The organism is uncultured Lactobacillus sp. (assembly GCF_947367125.1).
Taxonomy (GTDB): Bacteria; Bacillota; Bacilli; order Lactobacillales; family Lactobacillaceae; genus Lactobacillus.
This window is the reverse complement of record NZ_CANBCQ010000015.1, coordinates 27,362-50,863: the sequence shown is the minus strand read 5'-3', so window position 1 is coordinate 50,863 and position 23,502 is coordinate 27,362. Positions and strand designations below refer to the sequence as shown.

At 36.0% G+C, this 23,502-nt stretch carries 24 protein-coding genes, 1 tRNA gene and 2 pseudogenes; 15 read left to right on the top strand and 12 right to left on the bottom strand.

All coding sequences use genetic code 11. The annotated features are described in order from the left end of the window. Positions 1 to 74 precede the first annotated feature (74 nt). Both Q0Y84_RS05625 and brnQ read left to right on the top strand, forming a co-directional pair. Positions 75 to 413, top strand: a pseudogene (locus tag Q0Y84_RS05625) (DNA alkylation repair protein); the annotation flags it as partial. Between the two features lies 1 nt (position 414). Further along, the gene (gene brnQ / locus Q0Y84_RS05620; protein ID WP_297951556.1) at positions 415 to 1,776 is read left to right on the top strand and encodes a branched-chain amino acid transport system II carrier protein; all 1,362 of its coding nucleotides are present in this window, start codon (positions 415 to 417) and stop codon (positions 1,774 to 1,776) included. A gap of 62 nt (positions 1,777 to 1,838) precedes the next feature. Here the strand turns inward: brnQ and Q0Y84_RS05615 are convergent, their stop codons facing one another. Next, positions 1,839 to 3,287, bottom strand: a complete 1,449-nt coding sequence (locus Q0Y84_RS05615) for a 6-phospho-beta-glucosidase (RefSeq protein ID WP_297951555.1) — start codon at positions 3,285 to 3,287, stop codon at positions 1,839 to 1,841. An 86-nt stretch (positions 3,288 to 3,373) separates the two neighbouring features. Further along, positions 3,374 to 4,078 carry a GntR family transcriptional regulator gene (locus tag Q0Y84_RS05610; RefSeq protein ID WP_297951554.1) on the bottom strand — a complete coding sequence of 235 codons (705 nt, stop codon included), beginning with the start codon at positions 4,076 to 4,078 and terminating at the stop codon, positions 3,374 to 3,376. A gap of 362 nt (positions 4,079 to 4,440) precedes the next feature. On the opposite strand from Q0Y84_RS05610, the gene Q0Y84_RS05605 reads away from it, so the two are divergent. The 6 genes from Q0Y84_RS05605 (at position 4,441) to Q0Y84_RS05580 (ending at position 8,035) form a co-directional block, all read left to right on the top strand. Beyond that, entirely contained in the window at positions 4,441 to 4,776 is a 336-nt protein-coding gene (locus tag Q0Y84_RS05605; RefSeq protein ID WP_297951553.1) for a PTS sugar transporter subunit IIB, read from the top strand. Between the two features lie 32 nt (positions 4,777 to 4,808). Next, positions 4,809 to 5,180, top strand: a complete 372-nt coding sequence (locus Q0Y84_RS05600; protein WP_297951552.1) for a PTS lactose/cellobiose transporter subunit IIA — start codon at positions 4,809 to 4,811, stop codon at positions 5,178 to 5,180. 94 nt (positions 5,181 to 5,274) lie between these two features. Next, complete coding sequence (locus tag Q0Y84_RS05595) at positions 5,275 to 5,787, top strand: PTS cellobiose transporter subunit IIA (RefSeq protein WP_297951551.1); 513 nt, start codon at positions 5,275 to 5,277, stop codon at positions 5,785 to 5,787. 213 nt (positions 5,788 to 6,000) lie between these two features. Further along, positions 6,001 to 7,353, top strand: a complete 1,353-nt coding sequence (gene celB, locus Q0Y84_RS05590; protein ID WP_297951550.1) for a PTS cellobiose transporter subunit IIC — start codon at positions 6,001 to 6,003, stop codon at positions 7,351 to 7,353. Between the two features lie 206 nt (positions 7,354 to 7,559). Next, positions 7,560 to 7,709 (top strand): hypothetical protein, encoded by a 150-nt coding sequence (locus Q0Y84_RS05585; RefSeq protein ID WP_297951549.1) that lies wholly within the window; start codon positions 7,560 to 7,562, stop codon positions 7,707 to 7,709. A 26-nt stretch (positions 7,710 to 7,735) separates the two neighbouring features. Continuing rightward, the gene (locus tag Q0Y84_RS05580; protein ID WP_297951548.1) at positions 7,736 to 8,035 is read left to right on the top strand and encodes a type II toxin-antitoxin system antitoxin SocA domain-containing protein; all 300 of its coding nucleotides are present in this window, start codon (positions 7,736 to 7,738) and stop codon (positions 8,033 to 8,035) included. Between the two features lie 494 nt (positions 8,036 to 8,529). Here Q0Y84_RS05580 and Q0Y84_RS05575 read toward each other — a convergent pair whose 3' ends face one another. The 7 genes from Q0Y84_RS05575 to Q0Y84_RS05545 form a co-directional block, all read right to left on the bottom strand. Beyond that, a complete protein-coding gene (locus Q0Y84_RS05575; RefSeq protein ID WP_297951547.1) occupies positions 8,530 to 8,940 on the bottom strand; it encodes a DUF3284 domain-containing protein in 411 nt (136 codons plus the stop codon). Between the two features lie 107 nt (positions 8,941 to 9,047). Next, positions 9,048 to 10,529, bottom strand: coding sequence for a family 1 glycosylhydrolase (locus tag Q0Y84_RS05570; RefSeq protein WP_297951546.1), 1,482 nt, complete (start codon positions 10,527 to 10,529; stop codon positions 9,048 to 9,050). Between the two features lie 9 nt (positions 10,530 to 10,538). Then, complete coding sequence (locus tag Q0Y84_RS05565; protein WP_232804858.1) at positions 10,539 to 11,261, bottom strand: GntR family transcriptional regulator; 723 nt, start codon at positions 11,259 to 11,261, stop codon at positions 10,539 to 10,541. Positions 11,262 to 11,382: 121 nt separating this feature from the next. Next, positions 11,383 to 11,625, bottom strand: coding sequence for a hypothetical protein (locus Q0Y84_RS05560; protein WP_297951545.1), 243 nt, complete (start codon positions 11,623 to 11,625; stop codon positions 11,383 to 11,385). An 18-nt stretch (positions 11,626 to 11,643) separates the two neighbouring features. After that, on the bottom strand, positions 11,644 to 13,059 hold the full coding sequence (locus tag Q0Y84_RS05555; RefSeq protein WP_297951544.1) for a PTS sugar transporter subunit IIC: 1,416 nt from the start codon (positions 13,057 to 13,059) through the stop codon (positions 11,644 to 11,646). Beyond that, a complete protein-coding gene (locus Q0Y84_RS05550) occupies positions 13,059 to 14,441 on the bottom strand; it encodes a glycoside hydrolase family 1 protein (RefSeq protein WP_297951543.1) in 1,383 nt (460 codons plus the stop codon). The genes Q0Y84_RS05555 and Q0Y84_RS05550 overlap by 1 nt, the downstream gene beginning before the upstream one ends. 189 nt (positions 14,442 to 14,630) lie before the next feature. Next, positions 14,631 to 15,491 carry an ROK family protein gene (locus Q0Y84_RS05545; RefSeq protein WP_297951542.1) on the bottom strand — a complete coding sequence of 287 codons (861 nt, stop codon included), beginning with the start codon at positions 15,489 to 15,491 and terminating at the stop codon, positions 14,631 to 14,633. A 199-nt stretch (positions 15,492 to 15,690) separates the two neighbouring features. Between Q0Y84_RS05545 and Q0Y84_RS05540 the strand changes: the two are divergent. Together Q0Y84_RS05540 and Q0Y84_RS05535 are read left to right on the top strand one after the other, a co-directional pair. Further along, positions 15,691 to 16,097, top strand: a pseudogene (locus tag Q0Y84_RS05540) (nitroreductase family protein). Positions 16,098 to 16,203: 106 nt separating this feature from the next. Continuing rightward, positions 16,204 to 16,839, top strand: coding sequence for a DUF4767 domain-containing protein (locus tag Q0Y84_RS05535; RefSeq protein WP_297951541.1), 636 nt, complete (start codon positions 16,204 to 16,206; stop codon positions 16,837 to 16,839). A 79-nt stretch (positions 16,840 to 16,918) separates the two neighbouring features. On the opposite strand, the gene eno is transcribed toward Q0Y84_RS05535, so the two are convergent. Beyond that, complete coding sequence (gene eno, locus Q0Y84_RS05530; protein WP_198567756.1) at positions 16,919 to 18,205, bottom strand: phosphopyruvate hydratase; 1,287 nt, start codon at positions 18,203 to 18,205, stop codon at positions 16,919 to 16,921. A gap of 220 nt (positions 18,206 to 18,425) precedes the next feature. Here eno and Q0Y84_RS05525 point away from each other — a divergent pair, with 220 nt between their 5' ends. Continuing rightward, positions 18,426 to 19,259 (top strand): DegV family protein, encoded by an 834-nt coding sequence (locus Q0Y84_RS05525; protein ID WP_297951540.1) that lies wholly within the window; start codon positions 18,426 to 18,428, stop codon positions 19,257 to 19,259. Between the two features lie 37 nt (positions 19,260 to 19,296). Here Q0Y84_RS05525 and Q0Y84_RS05520 read toward each other — a convergent pair whose 3' ends face one another. Next, on the bottom strand, positions 19,297 to 19,872 hold the full coding sequence (locus Q0Y84_RS05520) for a phosphatase PAP2 family protein (protein WP_297951538.1): 576 nt from the start codon (positions 19,870 to 19,872) through the stop codon (positions 19,297 to 19,299). A 177-nt stretch (positions 19,873 to 20,049) separates the two neighbouring features. Further along, positions 20,050 to 20,138, bottom strand: a tRNA-Ser gene (locus tag Q0Y84_RS05515). A gap of 182 nt (positions 20,139 to 20,320) precedes the next feature. On the opposite strand from Q0Y84_RS05515, the gene Q0Y84_RS05510 reads away from it, so the two are divergent. The 4 genes from Q0Y84_RS05510 to Q0Y84_RS05495 all read left to right on the top strand — a co-directional run bounded on the left by Q0Y84_RS05510 (position 20,321) and on the right by Q0Y84_RS05495 (position 23,417). Continuing rightward, entirely contained in the window at positions 20,321 to 21,352 is a 1,032-nt protein-coding gene (locus Q0Y84_RS05510) for a putative sulfate exporter family transporter (RefSeq protein WP_297951537.1), read from the top strand. Between the two features lie 99 nt (positions 21,353 to 21,451). Continuing rightward, entirely contained in the window at positions 21,452 to 21,919 is a 468-nt protein-coding gene (locus tag Q0Y84_RS05505) for a DNA starvation/stationary phase protection protein (protein ID WP_297951536.1), read from the top strand. 157 nt (positions 21,920 to 22,076) lie between these two features. Beyond that, positions 22,077 to 22,823 carry a DUF4097 family beta strand repeat-containing protein gene (locus Q0Y84_RS05500; protein ID WP_297951535.1) on the top strand — a complete coding sequence of 249 codons (747 nt, stop codon included), beginning with the start codon at positions 22,077 to 22,079 and terminating at the stop codon, positions 22,821 to 22,823. 132 nt (positions 22,824 to 22,955) lie between these two features. Further along, positions 22,956 to 23,417, top strand: coding sequence for an Abi family protein (locus tag Q0Y84_RS05495; protein ID WP_297951534.1), 462 nt, complete (start codon positions 22,956 to 22,958; stop codon positions 23,415 to 23,417). Positions 23,418 to 23,502 lie beyond the last annotated feature (85 nt).

The following is a 23,502-nucleotide window of genomic DNA, read 5'->3' as shown; positions in this document are numbered from 1 at the left end:
GGAAATTATGTCATACTTACTACAATTAGGACATTTTCCTAAGTTAACAGTTAAGACATTATCACTTGTTAATCACATTAATCAAAGTTTATGGTTATTTAGGCTTGCAAGATCAGCGCGTAGATGATTTAATGCTTAAATGGTCGCAAGATCCTGATTTCTGGGTGAGACGGGTAGCAATTGAACATCAATTATTACGTAAAAATAAGATGAACACTGTTTTGCTGAGTCAAATTATCAAAAATAATCTGGATAGCAAGGAATTTTTTATCAATAAGGCGATTGGTTGGGCCTTAAGAGATTATTCTAAAACGAATCCTGAATGGGTTAGTGATTTTATTACAGAAAATCATAACCATTTAGCTGAATTGAGTATTAATGAGGGCAGTAAGTATTTAAATTTTGGGGATTAAATTGAACGAGACAAAAGAAAAAACATTAAGTAAAAAGCAATATTTAATCGTTGCCTCGATGATTTTTGCATTATTTTTTGGTGCGGGAAACTTAATTTTTCCTCTCCATCTAGGCCAGCTTGCTGGTAAAAATTGGGGCTCAGCAGCAATCGGCTTCTCAATTACTGGGGTAGTTTTGCCTTTGTTATCACTATTAGCTGTTGCAATTACACGAAGTAATGGAGTTTATCAAATTGGATTATCTATCGGAAAGATTTTTGCCTTGTCTTTTATGACGCTAATTCAATTGACAATGGGGCCTCTATTTGCTGCTCCAAGAAATGCCACAGTTTCCTATACTGTAGGAATTGCCCCCTTATTGCCTAAGCAACTACAAAGTATAGGATTACAGGTCTTTACTACGATTTTTTTCATTATTGTCTTCATGATTGCATATAATGAAAGCGACATTTTATCTTCTCTAGGTAAAATTTTGAATCCAATTTTCTTGATTTTGCTTTTCTTAGTTTTTGTAATTGCCTTTGCGCATCCTTTGGGAGATCTTAATACTGTGCCTGTAAGCAAAGAATATTTACATAGGGCAATAGTTAAAGGCTTTCTTGAAGGGTATAACACTATGGATGCCTTAGCTGGTTTAGCCTTTGGGGTAACAGTTGTTGCTGCAGTTAAACAATTAGTTAATAATGAAAAAAAGGTGGCTAAAATAACAGCCAAAGCTGGGCTGATGGCTGTTATCGGTATTGGAATAATCTATACGCTCTTAATTGCTGTGGGAGCTATGTCATTAGGTCATTTCAAAATAGCTAGTGATGGCGGAATTTTATTATCTAAAATTGTTAATTATTATGCTGGCGTTTTCGGACAAGCTTTATTAGCTGTCTTAGTATTTTTAGCTTGTTTAACTACGGCGGTAGGTATCCTGTCTGCTTTTGCCTTAGATTTTTCAGCTCACTATTCTAAATTTAGTTATAAAGGTTGGTTAACAATTGCTTGTATTGGTTCGTTTGCTACGGCAAATTTAGGCTTGGACAAGATTATTAATTGGTCACGGCCTGTATTAATGTTTTTATATCCATTGGCAATTGTGTTGATCATTTTGTCGATTTTCTCGCCTTTATTTAAAGGAGATAAAGTAGTATATAAAGTAACAATGGCTTTGACATTAGTACCGGCTACTTTTGATTTAATTACGCACTTACCAGCGCCGATTGCGGGAACGCAATTTTATCAAGCAGTAAGCCAATTTCGGTTGCAATATTTGCCATTTGCCAATATTGGGCTGTCATGGATCGTTCCAACGATTTTAGGATTATTGATTAGTCTTTTGATCCATTGTTGGCATCGAAAAACTAATAAAATATAATGAATTCCCTGACAAAAAATGATGCATTCTATTAGGAGTGCATCATTTTTCTATATATTTTATTAATTAAGATCTTGGCCGTTAGATTTAATAACCCTCTTGTACCAGAAGAAGGAATCCTTGCGTGAGCGAGCTAAGGTACCTTCACCAGCATCATTTTTATCAACATAGATAAAGCCGTAACGCTTGTCCATTTGACCAGTACCAGCAGAAACTAAGTCAATGCAGCCCCATGGCAAGTAACCCATTAAGTCAACGCCATCAAGTTCAACGGCTTTTTCCATTTCCGAAATGTGATTTCTTAAGTAGTCAATGCGGTAGTCATCATGAATTGAGCCATCAGCTTCAACCTTATCGTAAGCACCAAGACCATTTTCTACGATAAATAATGGCTTGTGGTAGCGATCTTGCAATTGGTTCAGGGCAATTCTCAAACCTTCCGGATCAATTTCCCAGCCCCAATCACTACGCTTCAAAGTTGGATTCTTAGTAATAGCTTTAGCTAAGTCGGTCAAATCATCAGGTTTAACTTTTTCACTTGAAACAGTAGTAGTTTGATAATATGAAAAGCCGACGTAGTCAACTGTACCTTCTTTTAAGACGATTCTATCTTCATCAGTAATGTCGGGACGGTAGCCGTTTCTTTCGATGTATGCTTCAACGGCATTTGGATATTCACCAAAGACGTGGACATCTGAGAACCAGTCGCGGCGTTGTTCCCACTTGTCAGCTAATAAAACATCATCACTTGATGGAGTGAGGGGACGAACAGGTGAGTAATTGATCATACAACCGATTTGGAAATTAGGGTTGATCTTGTGACCAATTTTAACTGCTAGGGCTGAAGCAACTAACTCATAGTGACCGGCTTGATACATTGCAGCTTCTTTGTCCTTGTCAGTCATGCCGTCTTTGAATAAAATGCCTGAGTTAGTGGCCATTAAGAAATCATTATTGAAGGCTGATTGATTATCAATTTCATTGAAAGTCATCCAATACTTAACTTTGTTCTTATAGCGTTTGAAGCAGATTTCAGCAAAGCGAACGAAGAAGTCGATTACCTTACGATTAGTAAAGCCGCCATAGTTTTTAGCTAAGTTAAATGGCATTTCAAAGTGGGAGAGGGTAATTACAGGTTCAATGCCATATTGATGGCAGGTATCAAACAGGGCATCGTAAAACTTTAAACCTTCTTCGTTAGGTTCTGTTTCATCACCATTAGGAAAGATTCTCGTCCAGGCAATTGAAGTTCTGAAAGCCTTAAAGCCCATTTCGGCCATTAATTTAATATCTTCTTTGTAGTGATGATAGAAGTCAATGGCAGAGTGGTTAGGGTAGTTCTTGCCTTCAAGGACGCCATCGGTAATTTCACGCGGCTTAGTTGCAGAACCTACTGTCATTACATCGGCAACAGAGGTACCTTTGCCGCCTTCTTTCCATGCACCTTCAAGTTGGTGGGCAGCAACAGCGCCGCCCCATAAAAAGTTTTTTGGCATTTTTGCGGAATACATTAAATTTTTCCTCACTTTCTTGTATACACTAGAAAACGCTTACAACAGTAATTTTGCCATAACTAATTTTTTAATCAAGTCTCATTTCATTTGCCGTTAACTGTTAAATCACCGCGATCATAACGATTGCGTGACTCAGAAATTTCAAAAGGACGACCATCTTCCAGAAATGCTTTTTGCTGAATACACAAAACCGGATCGTCATTTTTGCACTCTAAATATTTCATGTCATAAGCATCGGACTTTTCTGCGGTAATAATCCGATCTGCGCGGCCGATTTTAAGTCCTAGATCATTTTGAATATAAGAATAAATTGACTTATGTAAGATGTCCAAAGTGATGCCAGGGATGCGGCTAACGGGCATGACTGTATATTCTAATTTTGCTGGTTTACCGTTTAAAATTCTTTGTCTGATAATGTCATAAACTTCATCGTTTCTATTTAAGCAAAGTGCTTTGCGTTCTTCAACGCTAGGTTTACGAATATTAAAGGCAATAACGTTGCTGGTTATTGCAAGGGCGTTGTTAACGTGGCGCGTGAACCCAGTATGTTCAGTAGCATCAGAGTTAAGAAAGGTATCAGGGATTGACTTACTGGTAATAAAAGTTCCGTGTCCCTTGACAGTCCGAATTAATTTCTTATTTTGTAGAATTTTTAAAGCATGAACAATTGTTACCCGACTAGTTTGATATTTTTGAGCTAGTTCGAATTGTTCTGGTAATTTGTTGACATATTTTTTCTCAATAATACATTTTTCTATATCATTAGCAATGTCCTGATAGCGACTCAAGATTTTGCCTCCTTTCTTATTGTAAAGAAATAGGTTACATAAACATTTTAACAATATTTGTCCGTTTATTGAAAGCGTTTCCTAAAAATAATTTATTTTGATCAAATTGTTCTCACATGTAAAGCAAAACTATTTACATACGTTAAAATTATATTTGAAAATGCTTACAAAAAGGTGCATAATGTTTACTGACAAAAGCAAAAGTATATATCTTTTAATAAAAAGGATTATATGAATACGAAAAATACTTCCGTGTATGTATAATTTTTTATTTACAAAACTATGAAAGCGCTTTATAATAATTGGTGTAGATCAATAATCGCTAATTAAACAATAACTAAAAATTCAGGAGGAATTTTATTATGGCTGAACAAACTATTATGTTAAATTGTAGTGCTGGTATGAGTACTTCACTTTTGGTAACTAAGATGCAAGAAGCTGCTAAAGAACAAGGCATTGATGCTGAAATCTTTGCTTGCCCAGCTTCAGAAGCTGATGATAAGATGTCTCAAAAAGAAATTGACTGTGTTCTTCTTGGGCCTCAAGTAAGTTACATGAAGGGTGACTTCGAAAACAAAGTAAAAGGTAGAGGTAAAGACGGTAAGGACATTCCTTTGGACGTTATTAACATGCAAGACTACGGCATGATGAACGGTAAGAACGTTTTAGCTCAAGCCGAAAAGATGATTAAGGGCTAATTTAAATTAACAGATTGAAGGAGACAGAATATATGGCAGAAGAAAAGCAAACTCCAGAGCAAAAGGAACAAGAAACATTAATGGCTGCTATGGGTCTTATTGCTAATGGTGGTAACGCTAAAAGTCTAGCATTTGAGGCAATTCGTCTTGCAAAGAAAGGCGATATTGAAGGCGCACGTGAAAAGCTAAAGGAAAGTGATAAGTCACTTCTTGAAGCTCACAATTCTCAAACCAATATGCTTACTAAGGAAGCACAAGGTGATCACATGCATGTTACTTTATTAGTAGTACACTCACAAGATCACTTGATGAATGCTATTACTTTTAGAGATTTGGCTGGAGAAATGGTGGATCTTTATGAAAAGCTATATACGTCTGGCGCTCTTAAAAAAGAAGATAAGTAATCGCTAATGTTAAAAATGGCTCCTGCATCGCAGGGGCTATTTTTTATGTGATAGAATAGGCTTAATTACTTTATTTTAGTTTGGAGTAAAAAATATGAATAAAGAAGAAGTCCAAAGACAAAAGGCTGAGGTAGCTAAGACAAAACAGCGGGAAAGTATTAAATACATGTATTTTAGTCGTTATCTAATGATTAGATATATTGTAAGCATATTCTTGTTTAGTAATTTAATGTGGTTCATTATTAGTTCTTACTATGGTTTTAGAATAGGTATTTTAGTGGCGCTAATTATGGGAATTTATGCTGCTGTAGCTAGTTTTGAGCAACTGTCCAAGATGCATAATCGTAAACGTGATATCCCGGTCACTAGAGTATATCTGTATGTACAAATGGCAGTTAATATATTACTTATAATTAGTTTAATTACACCAATTAAAAAGCTGGTTTTTCCATTTGTCATTAACAATGATATTTTGTATTTCATGATCGGATTTCTTTTAATTGGCATTGCTTTGGCTATTTTATGTGAGTTTAGAATCAGACAAATTATTCATAATAAGGATCGCTATCATCGTGTAATTGAGACTTTTAAGAAGCATCAGCAATAACTAAAAATCAGACAAAAAAATTGTGAAAATTAAAAATCACAAGTTTTTTAATTTGGTTTCAAATCCCAATATTATGGGTAAAAGTAAATATTTTTGTTGCTAAAAGTATATCATATGCAAATAAAAAGCGTTTACATAAGAAAATGCTTTAGTTATAATAAAATTGTTCAAACTTAATGAATGTTTAAGATCTACTGAGGGGGGGAAAATATCATGGCTGATTCAAGTTCAGCTTCTTTCAAAGATAAGATGGCAGCAAAAGCCGGGAAGTTTGCTTCATCTCGTTTTGTTAGAGCAATCATGGACGCTGGTTATAGCGTTATTTCGTTTTCTATTATCGGAGCAATATTCTTAATTTTAACTGTATTGCCTCAAGCATTTCCAATTCCTGGATTTGCTGAATTTTATGCAAATACTTTAGGGCGTTTTAGCAATTTATTTCAAGTTGTTTACAATTCTACTATGGGCATCTTGGCATTAATCTTTGCTGGTACTTTTGCATATTCATATACTAATATTTATCGTCAAGAAGAAAAATTGGATTTAGTTCCAATGAATGCCTTACTGATGTTCTTAATGGCTTTCTTCATTACTGTGCCAGAACTTATCTGGAAGAATGGTTCAATTCAATTCTTAACTATTCTTACCAAGGCTAAGATGGTTGCAGGTGGTTATGAAGCTTCAACTGGTGGTATTACTAGAATTGCTTCAGTTGGTATTTTCACCGGTTTGGTAGTTGCATGGTTAACTGTTCAAATTTACCGCTACACGGTAAAGCACAATTGGAGAATTAAGATGCCAGCATCAGTTCCAGCTGGTGTTGCTAACTCATTCAGTGCCTTAATCCCAGGCTTCTGTGTAGCTGTAGTAATTGCAGTTATTGAGTTGATTTTAGTAACTCTTGGAACTGATATTTTCCAAGTTCTCTACATTCCATTTTCATTTATTAGCTATATCGCTGATACTTGGTGGGGTTTTCTTATCATTATTTTCTTGATCCACTTTTTATGGTGGTTCGGTATTCATGGTGCTACTATCATGAGTTCATTCTATACTCCAATTGTTTTGGCTAACATGGCTGCCAACGTAAAGGGTGCTTCACACTTCTTTGCTGGTGACCCATTAAACTCATTTGTTATCATCGGTGGTTCAGGTGCTACGTTGGGTATGGCTATTTGGTTAGCATTTGGTTCTCGTTCTGCTCAATTAAAAGAAATTGGTAAGGTAGAATTAGTTCCAGCTATCTTTAACATTAATGAACCTATTCTTTTCGGTTTGCCAATTGTTTATAACATTAATTTGTTGGTACCATTTATCTGTGCACCACTTGCTTCAGGTATTGTTGGTTACATTGCTGTAACTACTCACATCGTACCTAAGATTATCGTACAACAACCATGGCCAACTCCAGTTGGTTTGAGTGGTTACCTTGCTACTGTTAGTTGGCAAGGTGCGGTTCTTTCTATTGTTTGTGCCATTGTTGCATTCATTGTTTGGTACCCATTTATTAAGCACTACGATAATGTATTGCTTAAGCAAGAAAAAGCAGATGCTGCTAAGAACTAATATAATTAAACTTTGAACGATAAAAAACGCTGTCTAATTAGGCAACGTTTTTTGATTTCTAAAGAAAGTATTAAGCCTATAAATTGAAAGAGAATTTGATATTTTTTTGCGTAATTAAGTATAGAAGTGAAAGTATTAAAAATATGATTTGTAGAATTTGATCAGTTATAATGATAAAAGTGGAGAATATGTGTAAGGAAATTTCAATGAAAGCTTTACAATTAGTTAATTGGATGAGAGTAAAAAATTATGCACAGTTAAAAGATACTGACGAAAATTATATTAACGTAGAACCTTTAACGCAAATGAAGGCAATGAAAATTTTGTATTATATGCAGCAGCTAGTCTCGTTCTAAGAGAAAAGCCTTTATTTGATGAACCAATGATTGCTTGGAAATATGGTCCGGTTATTAAGTCAGTACACGATAAATATAGAGGAAAGAGATCAATAGTTGATAATATTGATAACCAGGCAAGAGCTGACTATAGATTAATTCAACAAGATCCAGAAATTCGAGATATCGTCAATACTATTTATGATTACTATAGTCCACGATCGGCAACAGATTTGATGAGGCAAACACATCAAGAAAAGCCATGGCGACAAACCCCAATTAATGGAATTACTACCCAAATTATTGTTAAGAATTATTTTAAAGATGTTTTTGTAAAGGAAGCATAAAATGTCCTTTAAAATCAAAAATAAAAGAATTTAAGAAAATAATTTGAAAATTCAAATTATCAAATATGACGATCAACGATCTTCATTTAATTCTTTCTTTATGACGCCTGAGGACGAATTCAATCTTTCTAAACGTGGTAAGCATATTGATAGTCTATTAGAGCTGAACTAGTCAATAAGATTTGGCGCCTTTCTCAAGATGATATTAATACAGTTCTTTCGTATCCTAGAGAGATTGGCTTAGAAACGATGCCAATTGACAAGGTGAAAGTTGTATTAAACAACAAATTTGAAAAGAGTGGTAGGAGAAAGGATGTTGACGAGTATTATTGGGTATTTAGATTGCATAAAAAGGAAGAGTAATATGTATGAAGCAGAAACATATTATTTACTTAATTAGTATTGATACTCAATTTAAGCAATATCAACATTGATCGACCAAAAAAGCCGTAGTTCTAATAAACTACGGCCTTTTTGATGCTGAGAGCATGATTCTAAGCAGCTGTATTGGCATAAACGTTGTCACCCATACGTTTTAATTCTTTCTTAGCACCCATCTTTAATTGCCAATTATAGAACAAAGTTTGCAACTTACCATGTTTTTCACGGTCAAAGCTAAGTATATCTTCACTAAAGGTAATTAATACACCTTCATCATTATTTTCAGTTACATACTTAATCTGAAGTTCAAGGCGAGGAGTAGTGAAGTGAGCCGCATAAACCTTGCCACGCTCGTATTCTGTGATTTCAACTTTAGTATTATCCATTTCATACTTAGTACCCTTAGTTAACTTCACAGGCATGTTATTTCCTCTAGATTTCTTGATAGCAGGAATCAATTGTAATTCGAGATAATCAAAGAAATCTTTTGCTTTAAAACTGAATTGTTTGGAAGTAGTTATCAATTTTTTCTCTTCTCTCTATTTCTATATTACTTATATCTTATTATATTTATTTAAAAAAATAGAGTCTAGCTTTTTGAATAAGTTAGGCTCTATTTAGCTATTAAAAATTAGTCTAAATCTTCACCGTTTGAGGCAATAACCTTCTTATACCAGTAGAATGAATCCTTAGGATAACGCTTAAGTGAACCATTACCGCGGTCATCACGATCAACATAGACGAAGCCATAGCGTTTCTTCATTTCGCCAGTACCGTTTGATACTAAGTCAATTGCTGACCAAGTAGTGTAGCCCATTAAGTCAACGCCATCAAGGGTAACGGCATCCCTCATAGATTTAATCTGACTACGCAAGTACTTGATACGGTAATCGTCGTGGACCTTGCCATCTTTTTCTAAAGTATCGGCAGAGCCTAAGCCATTTTCGACTACCCATAAAGGTTTGTGGTAGCGGTCCCAGAGATCGTTGAGAGCGATTCTTAAGACATCTGGGTCAGTTGCCCACCCCCAAGCATTGCTTTCAAGATAAGGGTTCTTAACGCCACCTGCACTAACATTGCCTGATGCCTTGGCTTCTGCTTCGTGAGTAGTTAAGACATTTGAAGTATAGCAAGAAAAGCTTAAGAAGTCGGCAGGGTACTTAGCAATTAATTCATAATCCTCTGGTGCATCATCAAGCTTAATACCATCGCGTTCATATTTCTTTAAACGATATTCTGGGTAATGACCACCAGTTTGAACATCACTGTAAAAGAGCATATCTTGTTTTACTTCCATTACCTTAATTTGATCTTTAGGATCACAAGTATATGGATAGTAAGCAGAGTAGGCTAACATTTGGCCAACGCGATTGTTTGGATCGATCTCGTGAGCCAACTTGACTACTTTAGCGCTAGCCACAAATTGATTGTGAGCGCCTTGAGCACGATTTTGTTCACTGCCATCGATGAGGCCACCACCCATGTACGGTGCCATATCCATCGCATTAATTTCATTAAAAGTAAGCCAGTATCTAACTTTGCCTTTGTAGTGGTTCATTACGATATCTGAGTAATGAACAAAGGCATCAATTAATCGACGATCTTTCCAACCACCGAAGCGAGTGATTAAAGAGAGTGGAGTTTCATAGTGAGATAAAGTTACTAATGGTTGAATGCCATATTTAGCACATTCATCGAAAACTTTATCGTAAAATGCCAAACCTTCTTCGTTAGGCTTTTCGTCATCGCCATTTGGTAAGATTCTAGACCAGTTCATTGACAGACGGAAAACGCCAAAGCCCATGTCTGCCATATATTTAATGTCTTCTTTGTAATGATGGTAAAAATCAGTGCCTTGGTGACTTGGGTAATAGTAACCATCAAGTAAGGCAGGAACTGCACCTTCTGGCAAGCTAAATTCTTTACCCCAGACTAAGGGAGTAGCACCTGTTTCGCCATTTGGCTTTTTCCAAGTAACCTTACGGGGTTCAGTTGCTGAACCATTAGTTAAAACGTCAACGGCATTTAATCCTTTACCGCCTTCATCATATCCACCTTCATATTGGTTGGCAGCAGTAGCGCCGCCCCAAGAAAATTCTTTTGTAAATGACATATATTACCTCTAAAAACGATTATTATCTAATAATACATAATCACGGGTATCGTAACGATTCTTGCTGACAGAATATTCGACAGGTTGACCATTAGTAAGCCAAATAATCTGTTCTAATTCAAGAATAGGATCATCTTTTTTGGCATTTAAATATTTTTGATCATATTCGTCTGCTTTATTAGCACGAATCTTACGATAAGCGTGTCCAAATTTTAAATTAAGATTCTTATGGATGTAATCATAAATTGATTTATGCAAGATGCTCTCATCAAGATCAGGAACCAATTTAACAGGCATGTATGTATGTTCAAGGATAAGAGGCTTATCATTATAAAGTCTCAATCGCAGAATATTGTAAACGGGTTCTGTTTTCTTGATTTCAAGATTTCTTTGCATTTGTTCATCAGGAAACTCTACAGAGAAATGAACAATTTGACTCTTAACGGCATCTTTGCCTAGTTGATTTCTTAAACCAATGAATGCATTAGCTGGAGCATCAGTCTTTTTCTTGATTGGAATATCTCCGGCAACGAAAGTGCCTAGACCAGATTGCTTATAAACTAACCCCTGTCGTTCAAGACCATCGAAAGCTTTTTTGACGGTTAAACGACTGACATTAAATTCATGGGCGAACGTCTCTTGGTCGGGAAGAGGTTCTTGCTTGTTATAGATGCCTTGGTCAATCCTTTTTCTTAATTCATCTGCTACTTCTAAGTATTTTGCCTTTGCCATGTTTTTCATCTGATTTCTATATTAGATTTATATCTTTATTGTATAGCAAAAGTCTATACTTTAGTAAAAAAGAGACATTATTTTACTATTTTTATAGCTTAACAACGTCTCTTTTTATAAATTATTTCAATTCTTTAATACCTTGATCAATTGCATCATCACAGTCAATAGGGAGTCGTAAAACCATTTGACCATCGATTTCAATTCCTTTAGGGATTTGGATAACACCTGGGAAGTGGTATCCATGATGAGCTTTGGCTTCATTATCTAAGTATACAGATACTTGTCCATCGGCTTTGACACCAATTTTATAATGATGACCATCACGATCAAATTCATTTGCAATTTTTTCTTCGTTATTCAATTTTAAATACCTCTTTTATTATTTAGTCTCGTTTGCTTGTTCACGTTTAAGCAAAATATTGTCATACTTCTTAGCAAATGGCCAGTAAATCAAAGTAGAAATTACTAGAGTACATGCCTGCCAAATTGCCATCTTCCAACCTCCGATTAGGAATCCAGAAATAACAGCTGGAGTAGTCCAAGGTGCAGCCATACCGTTTAATGGTGGAACAATACCAAACCTGATTACGCAGTAAGTAGAGATAGCTACAACAATTGGAGTCAAGAAGAATGGAATTGCAAGGAACGGGTTCATAACGATAGGCATACCGAAGAGGAATGGTTCGTTAATGTTAAAGATACCAGGTACTAATTCCAACTTACCTAATGACTTCATTTGTGCTGATTTGGCAGCGATTAAAATGAAGATAACTAAACCAATAGTAATACCAGAACCAGTTAAATTGATAAAGTTGTTGTAAAATTCGTTAGTTACAACGTGAGCACCGTTAGCAATAGTTAATTTACCAGCTCTGTATAATTCAGCGTTGTCAAATGAGTTTGCTTGAAGAAGTGAACCAGCAATAGAACCAACAATTAAACCACCGTGAACACCGAAGAACCAGAAGAATGGTACTAAGAAGGCGATAACAACTGCACCACCGAATGAATCTGATACACCTTGTAATGGTGATTGAATGGTGCTGTATACCCATTGTAAGAAGTCAGTGTGTGCAAAGTTATTGAATGCGCCAAAGATAAGCATAGTAGCAGTTAAAATTACACCAGCTGGAATCATAGCAGTAAATTGATTAGATACTGCAGGTGGAACTTGCTTAGGAAGCTTAATAGTCCAACCAGCTTTCATCATTGCTGAGTAAGCCCAACCGACAATTAAACCTATGATAATGGCAGCAATCATACCGTCACCACCAAGCCAAGTAATGTTGATAACACCAGTTACAGGAGCTTCCAAGAATGTTTGTAAAGCTTGAGGCAACTTATCAATGTTTTCAGCAACAACCTTGCCGCTCATTTGACCGTTATTGATACCGGAAGTTAAAGCAGCTTTTAATGGGTTGTCAATTGCCAAAGTTTGAAGCATTAAGAAGGAAGCACATGCAGTAAGCCCACCAGCTAATGGTTCATAGCCTTCATTTTTAACATAAATATAAGCAATACCAATTGATCCCCAAAGTGCCATAACGTTAAAAGTTGTGGTGTAAGCTTGGTTGAAAATTGTTCCCCAACCAGAAGCATTAATTGCATTGGCAACTGCTGGAATAGGAATGTTGGATAAAATTAAGAAAATAGAACCAACAATAATGAATGGCAAAGTATAAATCATACCATTCTGTAAAGCAACAATAGCTTTAGTATTAACGAATTTCATAATAGGTGGCAGAATTTTGCTGTTCACAAAATTACTGAACCCAGATTGTTTTTGATCAGCCATTATAATTCATCTCCATTATCACTAAGTACCTTTTGGAACCAATAAAATGATTTCTTAGGTACACGCTTTAAATCTTTTAAATCATGATTTGATCGATTAACGTAGACAGCACCGTAGCGCTTTTCCATATCAGCATGTGAGCTAGGAATATCAATCAAGCCCCAGCCGAGATATCCTAAAACTTCAGCACCATCATCAAAAATTGCATCCTTCATAGCCCTGATATGGTCGCGGTGGTAAGCAATTCGCTCATCATCTTCGATCATATGCTCACCGTCCCATGTTTCTTTAAGACCGATGCCGTTTTCAATTGGGAAGATAGGGATGCGGTAGTAGTTGTACATTGTTGTAATTGCATTCCTAAATCCTAACGGATCAATTGCCCAACCCCAGTCGTTTGCCTTAACGTATTTGGCTTCAACGCCGCCTTCATTAAGATAACGGTTAGGTGCTTCACCTTCAGGAATCTTGTCACTAGATAAAACCCAAGATGAGTAGTAGGAGAAGGCAAGGAAGTCAGCTTTAGCTTTTTTCATAATTTCTTTGTCTTCTTCAGTGATATCCATGCTGATATGATGGTTCTTGGCATATTGCATTACCTCTGGTGAGTAACCACGACCAGTATCGGCATCATAAATATTGAAGTTTAAAAATTCTTGAACTTGTTTGGCATCCCAAATATCTTCAGGTTTGCTGGTAGCTGGATAAATTTGTTGGTAGGCAAGCATACCGCCAATTTTTACATCAGAATAATTTTCGTGGATGTAATTAGCTAATTGAATGTGACACATCATCGTATGGTGGAAGATAGTGTACATATCATCTAAGCACTTATCACCATGTTCATAACCTGAAATATTGAAAACTTCATCCTGGAAGTAAAGGTTATGTTCATTGAAAACAATCCAATATTTTACTCGATCACCGAAATGGTCGATCATCTTTTTACCAAAGCGAACGAACGCGTCAACTACATGCCGTGACATAAAGCCATTGTATTTCTTAGCTAAGTTCAGTGGCATGTCGAAATGGTAAAGACAAATCATTGGCTCAATGCCATGTTTAAGCATCGCATTGATTAAACGATCGTAAAAGTCGATACCCTTTTCGTTGAAGTCGCCGTCGCCATCAGGACAAACACGTGACCATGAAATTTGAATTCGGTACATATTCATATGCATGTCTTTCATTAAGTCGAGGTCTTCATCGTATCTATGATATTCATCAATTGCTACATGCCAATCAGTTGTCTTGTCAGTAGCAGGGCGAACATCATAAACGGAGAGACCTTTGCCATCTTCATTCCAGGCACCTTCAGTTTGCATACTAGAAACTGAATTACCCCAGAAGAATGTAGATGGTAATTTGCGCTTTTCAGTCATCTATTTTTTCTCTCCATCTGTAAGCACTTTCATCATTTACATAAATAAGTATAACAGATTAATTTTAAAAATAAATATCTAAATTATTAAAAATCTATACTTTTGTTAGAGATGAAAGAAAAAGCCCAAGCGAATGGGCTTTTAGAATGATTAAATTTTTATAAAATAACGCTTTCACTAGGCGATTTTTTAGTGCTTTTGTTCAAAATTAGCAACTGCGCCGCGCAAATTTGCATCGCTTTTAAGCGAACAAAGAGCGATTTCTGGTGTTAAGGCTTGCAAATCTAAATCTGCTTCGATGCGATTAATTTCTTTATTTAAAAGTGGAATTAATTCAGGGTTATTGGAAATACCACCACCAAGGATAATTTTTTCTGGATCAAAACTATGTTGAATATTGTAAATTGCAACGGCAAGTGCATGAATCAAAGTAGAACGCACATCACTAGCAACAGGGTCATCTTGATCGGCTAATTCGAAGACAGTTTTACCGTCAAGTTTTTTATCAGTTCTTTCATTGTAGCGGTTTGCCATTGCGACTGGTGAGGCAAGTTCACTTAAAGTATTATCGCCCATTAACATGTAGCCAAATTCTCCTCCAAATAGGTGAGCGCCATGCCAAATTTTTTGATTAATAATTAAAGCTCCTCCAATTCCTGTGCCAATAACAAAGAAGGCCATTGAATCACAGCCTTCACCAGCTCCCGCGGCTAATTCACCTAAAGCAGCGGAATTAGCGTCATTTTCAATAGCAACAGGCAGCTCAAAGCGTTTTTCTAATTCGTCAACAATTTTAAAATTATGAATGTAAGGTAGGGCAGAAGAACCACCAATAATGCTATTTTTTTGGTCAACTGCACCTGGTGAAGAGATTGCCACACCTTTTATTTTGGTATTTTGTTTAATTTTATTAACTTCTGCAGTCAAAATATCGTAAAAACTATTTAAATCCTTTGGCGTATTAACGGCATGTTTATCCTGTAATTTACCGTCTTTCCAAGTTGCGATTTTGATTGTTGTACCGCCAATATCAATTGCTGCTAAATCCATTATTTATTCACCTCATAAAAATCTATACTTTTTAAGAACATCATAAATATTTATGAAAGCGTTGTTAATAAAAGATTACATGCTAAAATAAGCATGTAAAGTAAATGCGGAGGCATATATGGTAAATTCAATTTTTACTAATTGAAGAGCAGTTAGAAATTTTAGTAAAGAAAGTATTTCAGATGATGATCTTAAGAACTTGATTGTCGCTTTTCAAACTGCACCTTGTGGAATGCATCAAACAGATGTGATGAATCTAGTTGTGGTTAAGGATGAAGGATTACGCAATAAGATCGAAAAAAAACTGATAATGCTTGCTACAATGCACCGGTATTGTTTGTAATTAATACCAAAAAAGATAGCATGTTTGGTGAACGAGACGCATCTTGTGCAGCAGAAAATATTATGCTGGCAGCAACAGACTTAGGATTAGGTTCAGTTTATGTCATGGGCGGTGCAGTTAGGTTAAATGATGCCGGTGAATTGCAAAAAGAATTAGGCATTGATCCTGCCTTTCAAACGAGTGTTATAGTGCCAGTTGGAAAGATTGCTGAAAAAACAGAAGAAACAGATCGTTCCAATCGTTATCAAGTCACCATTTATTAAAAGACCGCGAGCTAATTGGAAAATTAGCTCTATTTTTTTGCCTAAATAAAGTTTAATGAGACTATTTTATGCAATAATATTATAAGAAATAATAAATGGAGCAATTATGAATAGAAAAATTTTAATAGGACTCACTGCAGTTATCTTAGCAACGACTTTAACTGGTTGTAGTCAAGTTCATTTCGGTAAAGATGCAGTAACTATTGGTGAAGTAAAAAAAACTAAGAAAACAACAGTTGCTAAAAAGAAAACAAAACCAGTAAAAAAGCAATTTTTAGACAAAAAACAAGTTAAGCCTAAACAGAAGGCTAAGCCAGATAAGAGGAAAGATAAAGAAAAAGCAACTAGAATCTGGGATGCCGCTAAAACTGTTAAACTAAAAAGGAAAGTTAATAACTGGGGTAAAAAGTCAGGGCAAACTTATCAATTCTATGATGGAAAAAAGAGTTTAAAGACTAAAAAGGGTGCAACTTACCCCAAAGTATTGACTACTAATCGATTTATTCTAAATAAAAAAACGATTGAGATCGGCTACAGTCCAATTGGCAAAACAGAATATGACTATAATGTGCTTGCCATTGCTAATGATGATTTTAAATCGTGGCATAATACTTACTTGTTCTGTTTGAAGGATAAAAATCCAATTATCTTGCTTGATCAATCTAAAAACGAAAATCCAATTATGGTAAAAGTAGTTAAGGATCGCACTTTAAATAAGGCTTTTAGCAAATTGATAAAATAAATATGTAAAAGCGCAACAAAAAAGCATGAGAAAATTAATTCTCATGCTTTTTTTGAAATTATACTCGGTTAACTCGAAATTAATCGTGGTCAACATCGTCTGGGAAGAATGCAAGACGTTCGCCTTCGCCAAGTTCTTCTTCGATTTCAAGTAAGCGGTTGTACTTTTCAACACGTTCTGAACGAGCTGGAGCACCGGTCTTAAGTTGACCACCGTTAACGGCAACAGCTAAGTCAGCGATGAAGGTGTCACCAGTTTCACCTGAACGGTGAGAAATCATAGTGTTGTAGCCGTTCTTACGTGAAAGACGGATAGTTTCAAGGGTTTCAGTAACAGTACCGATTTGGTTCAACTTGATAAGTGAAGCGTTACCAGCACCTTCCTTGATAGCCTTAGTCAAAAGTGCAGGGTTAGTACAAATGAAGTCGTCAAGAACGATTTGGATACGGTCCTTGTGGCTCTTAGTGAACTTAACCATACCTTCAACATCGTTTTCGTCGTATGGGTCTTCCATAGAAATTAATTCTGGGAATTCGTCCAAAAGCTTGTCGTAGTAATCTGCTAATTCTTCATCAGTAAGAACCTTACCTTCAAGGTGGTACTTACCGTCTTCCTTGTTGTAGAAGTATGAAGCAGCACAGTCACATGCGATAGCGATGTCTTCACCTGGCTTGTAACCAGCCTTGATGATTGATTCGTGAAGAGCCTTCAAAGCTTCTTCTGAGTTCTTCATGTTAGGAGCGAAACCACCTTCGTCACCTAAACCAGTTTCGTAACCCATGTCTTCAAGAACCTTCTTCAAGGTGTGGTATACGTTGACGATCTTTTCAAAACCGTCACGGAATGAAGTCTTAGCAACTGGAGTGATCATGAATTCTTGAATGTCAATACCGTTGTCAGCGTGTTCACCACCGTTGATAACGTTGTGGAAAGTTTGTGGCATTTCAAGATCAGTACCGCCAAGGTATCTGTACAATGGAAGGTGAGCATCGTTAGCAGCTGCAACTGCAGTAGCCATTGATACACCTAAGATAGCGTTGGCACCAAGACGACCCTTGTTTGGAGTACCGTCTAAGTCGATCATGGTCTTGTCGATCATTGGTTGGTTGTATGGGTCCATACCCTTAAGAGCATCGTTGATTTCAGTGTTAACATTGTTAACAGCCTTTGAAACACCCTTACCACCAAGACGTGAACCACCGTCACGTAATTCAACAGCTTCGTTTTCACCAGTTGAAGCACCTGATGGAACTTCAGCCTTACCTACGACACCGTTTGAAAGAGTAACGTGAACTTCAACAGTTGGGTTACCACGAGAGTCGAAAATTTCGAGTGCGTGTACATTTTCAATAACTGATTTGAGCATTAATAAACCTCCTCAAAAATTATGGCATGCACAAAAATTTACATACCATACGGAACAATTTTTGCTCCGCTTTACAACACAAATTTTAGCCTAACTTTGTGACTGTGTAAACATATGAAAGCGGTTTACATTTTAAAAATTAGTAAAGTGGGCTAAAAGAATCTATATTGAGGCGCTATAATATATGTATTAATTAAACAATATTATAAAGGATTAAAAAATGGAAAAGATAAAATTAATTGTTGACTCAAGTTCTAATATGGTTGACGATCCGGCACGCAACTTAGAAGTAGTGCCATTGACAATTTCGTTTGGCGGCAAGGATTACCTTGATAATCAAAATTTGAATCTAGCTGAATTTTTGTCCAATATGAATAAAAATGATGTTGCAGGAAAAACAACTTGTCCCAGTATTCAAGCATGGCTTGATGCACTTGAAGGAGTAGAAAAAGCCATTATCATTACTATGACTAGCAGTATGAGTGGTACTTTTTCTTCAGCATTGCAAGCTAAGGCAATGTATGAAGAAAAGCATCCCTTAAGCAAAATTATTGTAGTTGATTCAAGAAGCGCTGGCCCTGAATTGGCAATTATTGTTCATGGTATTGAAAAAATGCTTCAAGGAGAAATGCGATTTGTCGATCTAGAAGAAGGAATTGCCAAATTTAGAATGCAAACTCATTTGCTCTTTGTTTTACAATCACTACATAATTTATCTTTAAACGGTCGTGTTTCTTCAACGGTAGCGAAAATTGCCGGTTTGCTCAAAATCAATTTAATTGGTACCGCAAGTAAGGAAGGAAAACTAGAACTGTTAACTAAAGCACGCGGAATGAAAAAAGCCATTCGTGAGCTTATTAAATATATGAAAGAAGATAATTATCACGGCGGTGAGGTCATTATTGATCACTGCGAAAATGAAAAAGATGCGACGATAATTAAAGAAAAGATTTTAGCAGAATATCCTGCTGCCCAAGTTACTATTCGGCCAATGCATGGTTTGTGTAGTTTTTACGCTGAAGAGGGCGGCATTATGATTGGCTTTCATGAATAAAAAATAAAGATGGTGTTCGACTTTGAACATCATCTTTTTAAATAGCTAAAAATAGTTGTTGTGAAATACTGAAACACACAATTGCTAAACTGGTTGCTCCCAGTACGTCAGAGGGGTAGTGAGCCTTTAAACTTAAGCGGGAGAAAATTACCATTGCCCATAGTGTGATGACTACAATAACAAAACCAATCCCCAAGTCTTTGGCAAACAATTGTAAGACAATTAAGCCCATAGTAGTTGCTCCCAGTACGTGACCGCTAGGGAAACTGTAACCATCTTCTAAGTCAGAATGCTTAATTGGTCGCTGCCGGCGGATTAATTTCTTTAAAATAATTCCCGAAATATCCGCAAAGGCTAACGTCCCTAATACCCATAGTGCGGTTAAATTGCGCTCCTCATTTAAAAGCAGACCTGCTAATAATACATCCCAAACTACCATTAATTTGGGATCATTGATGAAGGCGATCACTTGCCAGTTATAACCATCATGGTGTTTAACTAGTTGATGGTGCAACCAGTGATCAAAGATGTTAAACCGACGTGAATTTTTTACACTAAAAATAAGCCATAGTAAAATTGCCGCAGAAAGCAGCAACACAAAATAATTATTCATTAATAAGAAAATCCCCAATTACTTTTATAAGTAAGTCTATTTTAACCGGAAAAATAAAAATAATCGCAATCTTTAGACAAAATTAATATTATTTTTGAATTATTTGACTTGGTTGTGAACTACTCATTAACGTAAAAAAATCAAGCTTTACAGCTTGATTTTCCACATATTGACAAAAGGAGTGTACAGGATTTGAACCTGCGCGCCAAGGGAAACTTGGTTCGCCGGATTTCGAGTCCGGTGCATTACCACTCTGCCAACACTCCGTAACGAAAATATTATAACCTATTATTGAAATAATGCCAAAATAATTTTGCTAAGTTATAAAATGTGAATTAATTAACAAAATGTCTTGTCAAAGATAGAAAATAATAGTAAACTTAGTTATATCATCATTAAGGGAGTTGTGTTTGTCAAATTAAATAGATCACATACGGAGGGATTTTTGTTGACAAACATAATTAAAACTAAATCATTTTGGTTAGCTGCAGTAATGACTTTATTCTGTTCTGTAGCAGGAATTTTTTTGGCTAAATTACCATACGTAAATTTAATTGGGGCGTTAGTAATTGCTTTGTTATTAGGGATTGCATTGCAAATAACACCTCAAAGCGTACAGGCTGAAGCAAAAAGCGGAATGGGATTCATTTCCAACAAGTTTTTAAGATTGGGGATTATCTTGTTGGGTTTTCGCCTTAATTTAACGAAGTTGGCTGACGCTGGTGTTAAAACCATCTTGGTTGCAGCTTTTGCAGTTAGTGGGACAATTGTGCTTACTTATTGGCTGAGTCGTAAATTTGGGGCTGAAGATGAATTAGCTATTCTTGCAGCTTGTGGTTGTGGTATTTGTGGGGCAGCGGCCGTGATGGGTGTCTCACCTCAGATTGAAACTACAAATGAAGAAAGAAAAAGAGAAAACGAAGTTTTGGCTGTTGCAGTTGTTTGTGTAATGGGAACAGTGTTTACGTTGCTTGAAATTATGTTAAAGCCTTTATTAGGCCTAACTGATACGCAATTTGGCGTAGTTGCAGGTGGTTCTTTACACGAAATTGCCCATGCTGTTGCAGCCGGTAGTGCATTTGGTGAGATTAGTTTAGATAGTGCTTTGATTATGAAATTATCTCGCGTTTTGCTGTTAGCTCCAGTTGCTTTAATTGTAGGCTATTGGTATCAAAAACGCTTGGCAGTTGAGAGTGCAATGGAACATAAAAGAGCACCAAAGAAATTACCGATTCCATGGTTTTTAGGTGGATTTATTTTAACCAGTGTTATTGGTACATTTTTGCCTTTATCTGCTCAAACTTTAGATGCTTTAGTTCAAGCAGCATATGTCTTTTTAGGGATGGCAATGGCTGCTTTAGGAATTTCAGTTAACTTCAAGGTGATTTTCAAGCGTGGTGGTTCAGTCTTTGGTGCTGCCGCAATTAGTTCAACGTGTTTATTGGTCTTCATGATTATTATGAGTAAGCTATTCTTTTAATGAAGAGCGCGTAAAATAGGCAGAGCAGATAATTTGTTGTAACCACTTTCATCAGCTATAATTTAGGTTACAGAGCAATTCGGTGAAAGAGGTAAGTTTATGAAATATGCAAAAACAAAAGAAATCTTAAATCAAGCTGTGGCTGATATCACTCAATTAATAATGGTTGTACGTCAACAGCATTGGTATATGCGTGGAGCAGAGTTTTTAAAGTTGCACCCATACCTAGATGAAGTAATGGACGAACTTGATGAGCAACGGGATTTAGTTGCTGAAAGATTAATTACAATTGATGGCTCGCCTTATTCTAGTTTGCAAGAGGTGCTTGAACATACTAAGATTGAAGCTCATCCTGGTGAATGGGGCGTTTCAACGAGAGAACGATTTGCTACAATTATTGCTGGTTATCGCTATCTGGAACATCTTTATGAAGAAGGGATCAAGGCTAGTGATGAGGAAGGCGATTATGGTTCAAATGATATTTTGACTTCCTGCCATACTGCGATTGATAAAAGAATCTGGATGATGCAAGCACAAATTGGTGAAGCACCAAAGATCGATGAATAAATGATAAGAATGCATTTCTACTGTTGTGGGGATGCATTTTTGCATGTTGGAAACATTTTTCGACCACTTAGTAATTTTAGATTGAAAAATAGTAATATGATAGTAAACTTAAAGAAAAATAAAAATGATTAAGAGAAAAAATTTGGAGGAGCAAAATATGTTTTTCAGTAAAAAAGCTAGTGGTAAAGTAAAAACAATTGATGAAGTATTAAGCAATGATAATTTTGATCAATTAAGTGTAGATTTAGTTGATATGGATTTTGCCTTAGTAGGTGGTGACCACTTTGAAGTGCATTACCATGGACCAGAAGATAAGAAGCCGATTGTAACTAATGTAGGCAAAGTACTTGAGCTAAAAGAACCTAAGGTTGAGCGCAAGAATGGTAAATTCTGGGAAAAGGCTGGCATACAAATTAATATTGTGGGCCGTGATGATGTGGGCATGTTAAAGGTTACGATTCCGATTAATCAGAAATTAACCAATACTACAATCAAAATAACAAGTGGGGATGCAGTAATTAAGCAAGTTGGATTAGAGACATTAATATTTACTTCTGTTAGCGGAGATTTAAGCTTGCAGAAAGTAAAGGCAGATGAGGTAGCTATGACCGAAACTTCTGGAGATATTAAATTAGAAAAAGTGTTGGTAGATCATGGCAAGATTAATTTGGTAAGTGGAGATTGTACTATTCAAGATAGTCAAATTCTAACCGAGTTAAAGGCTATGACTACTTCGGGCGATAACTTAGCTAAAAATATTGAAGTAGACCAATGTGATTTGCAGACTGTGAGTGGTGATAATTTAATCTTTGGCGGAAGAGCAAGTCACGCACAGATCGGTAAAGAGCTGAATGGCAGTAGTTTGACACTTAGTACTTTATCTGGTGATAATACGGTTAAATAGATTAATAAGAATTGGCAGCACCAGGATGTTACTAGCAGATTGATTGAACAAAAGTATATTGATAGAAAGATAACATTAATATGATGAATGATTTTTCCGACCTTAGAATCGATTTTTTACGTGAAATGGGGGTTGATTATTGATAATGAAAAATTTTTTGGTCATGTAACTTCAGAATATGGTTATCATGAAATTGTTTGGCAATATCTTGATCATTTTATTGAAGAAACTAATGATGATTTCATTAAGACTAAAAGAAAGACTACCTTTGAAGAAATCTATGCTTTTTATTGCTTAGATCAAAAATTAAAAAATGCTATGATGATTAGTCTACAGTTGTTTGAGCAAAGTTTTAAAGTGGCTTTAGCAGAGATCAGTTTCATTGCAGATGCCAGAAATACAGCGAAAAATATAAATCCACGTACTGTTAACAAAAAACAATTTCTGAATGAAAAATATCAGCTAAAGGATGGTCGGGTGATCCATCGTGGTGATGTGAAATCGCGTATTTGTCATATTAAACCAAACTATCTTGAACCCTATGAAGGCTATACTCAGCTTCATGGTCATGCAGAGCAATGGGTAATTACATGATTAACATAAGAATTGGATAAATCAAAGCATCATAATAACCTTTTGACATGTAATAGACTAATATCATTAGTGAAACATCATTTAA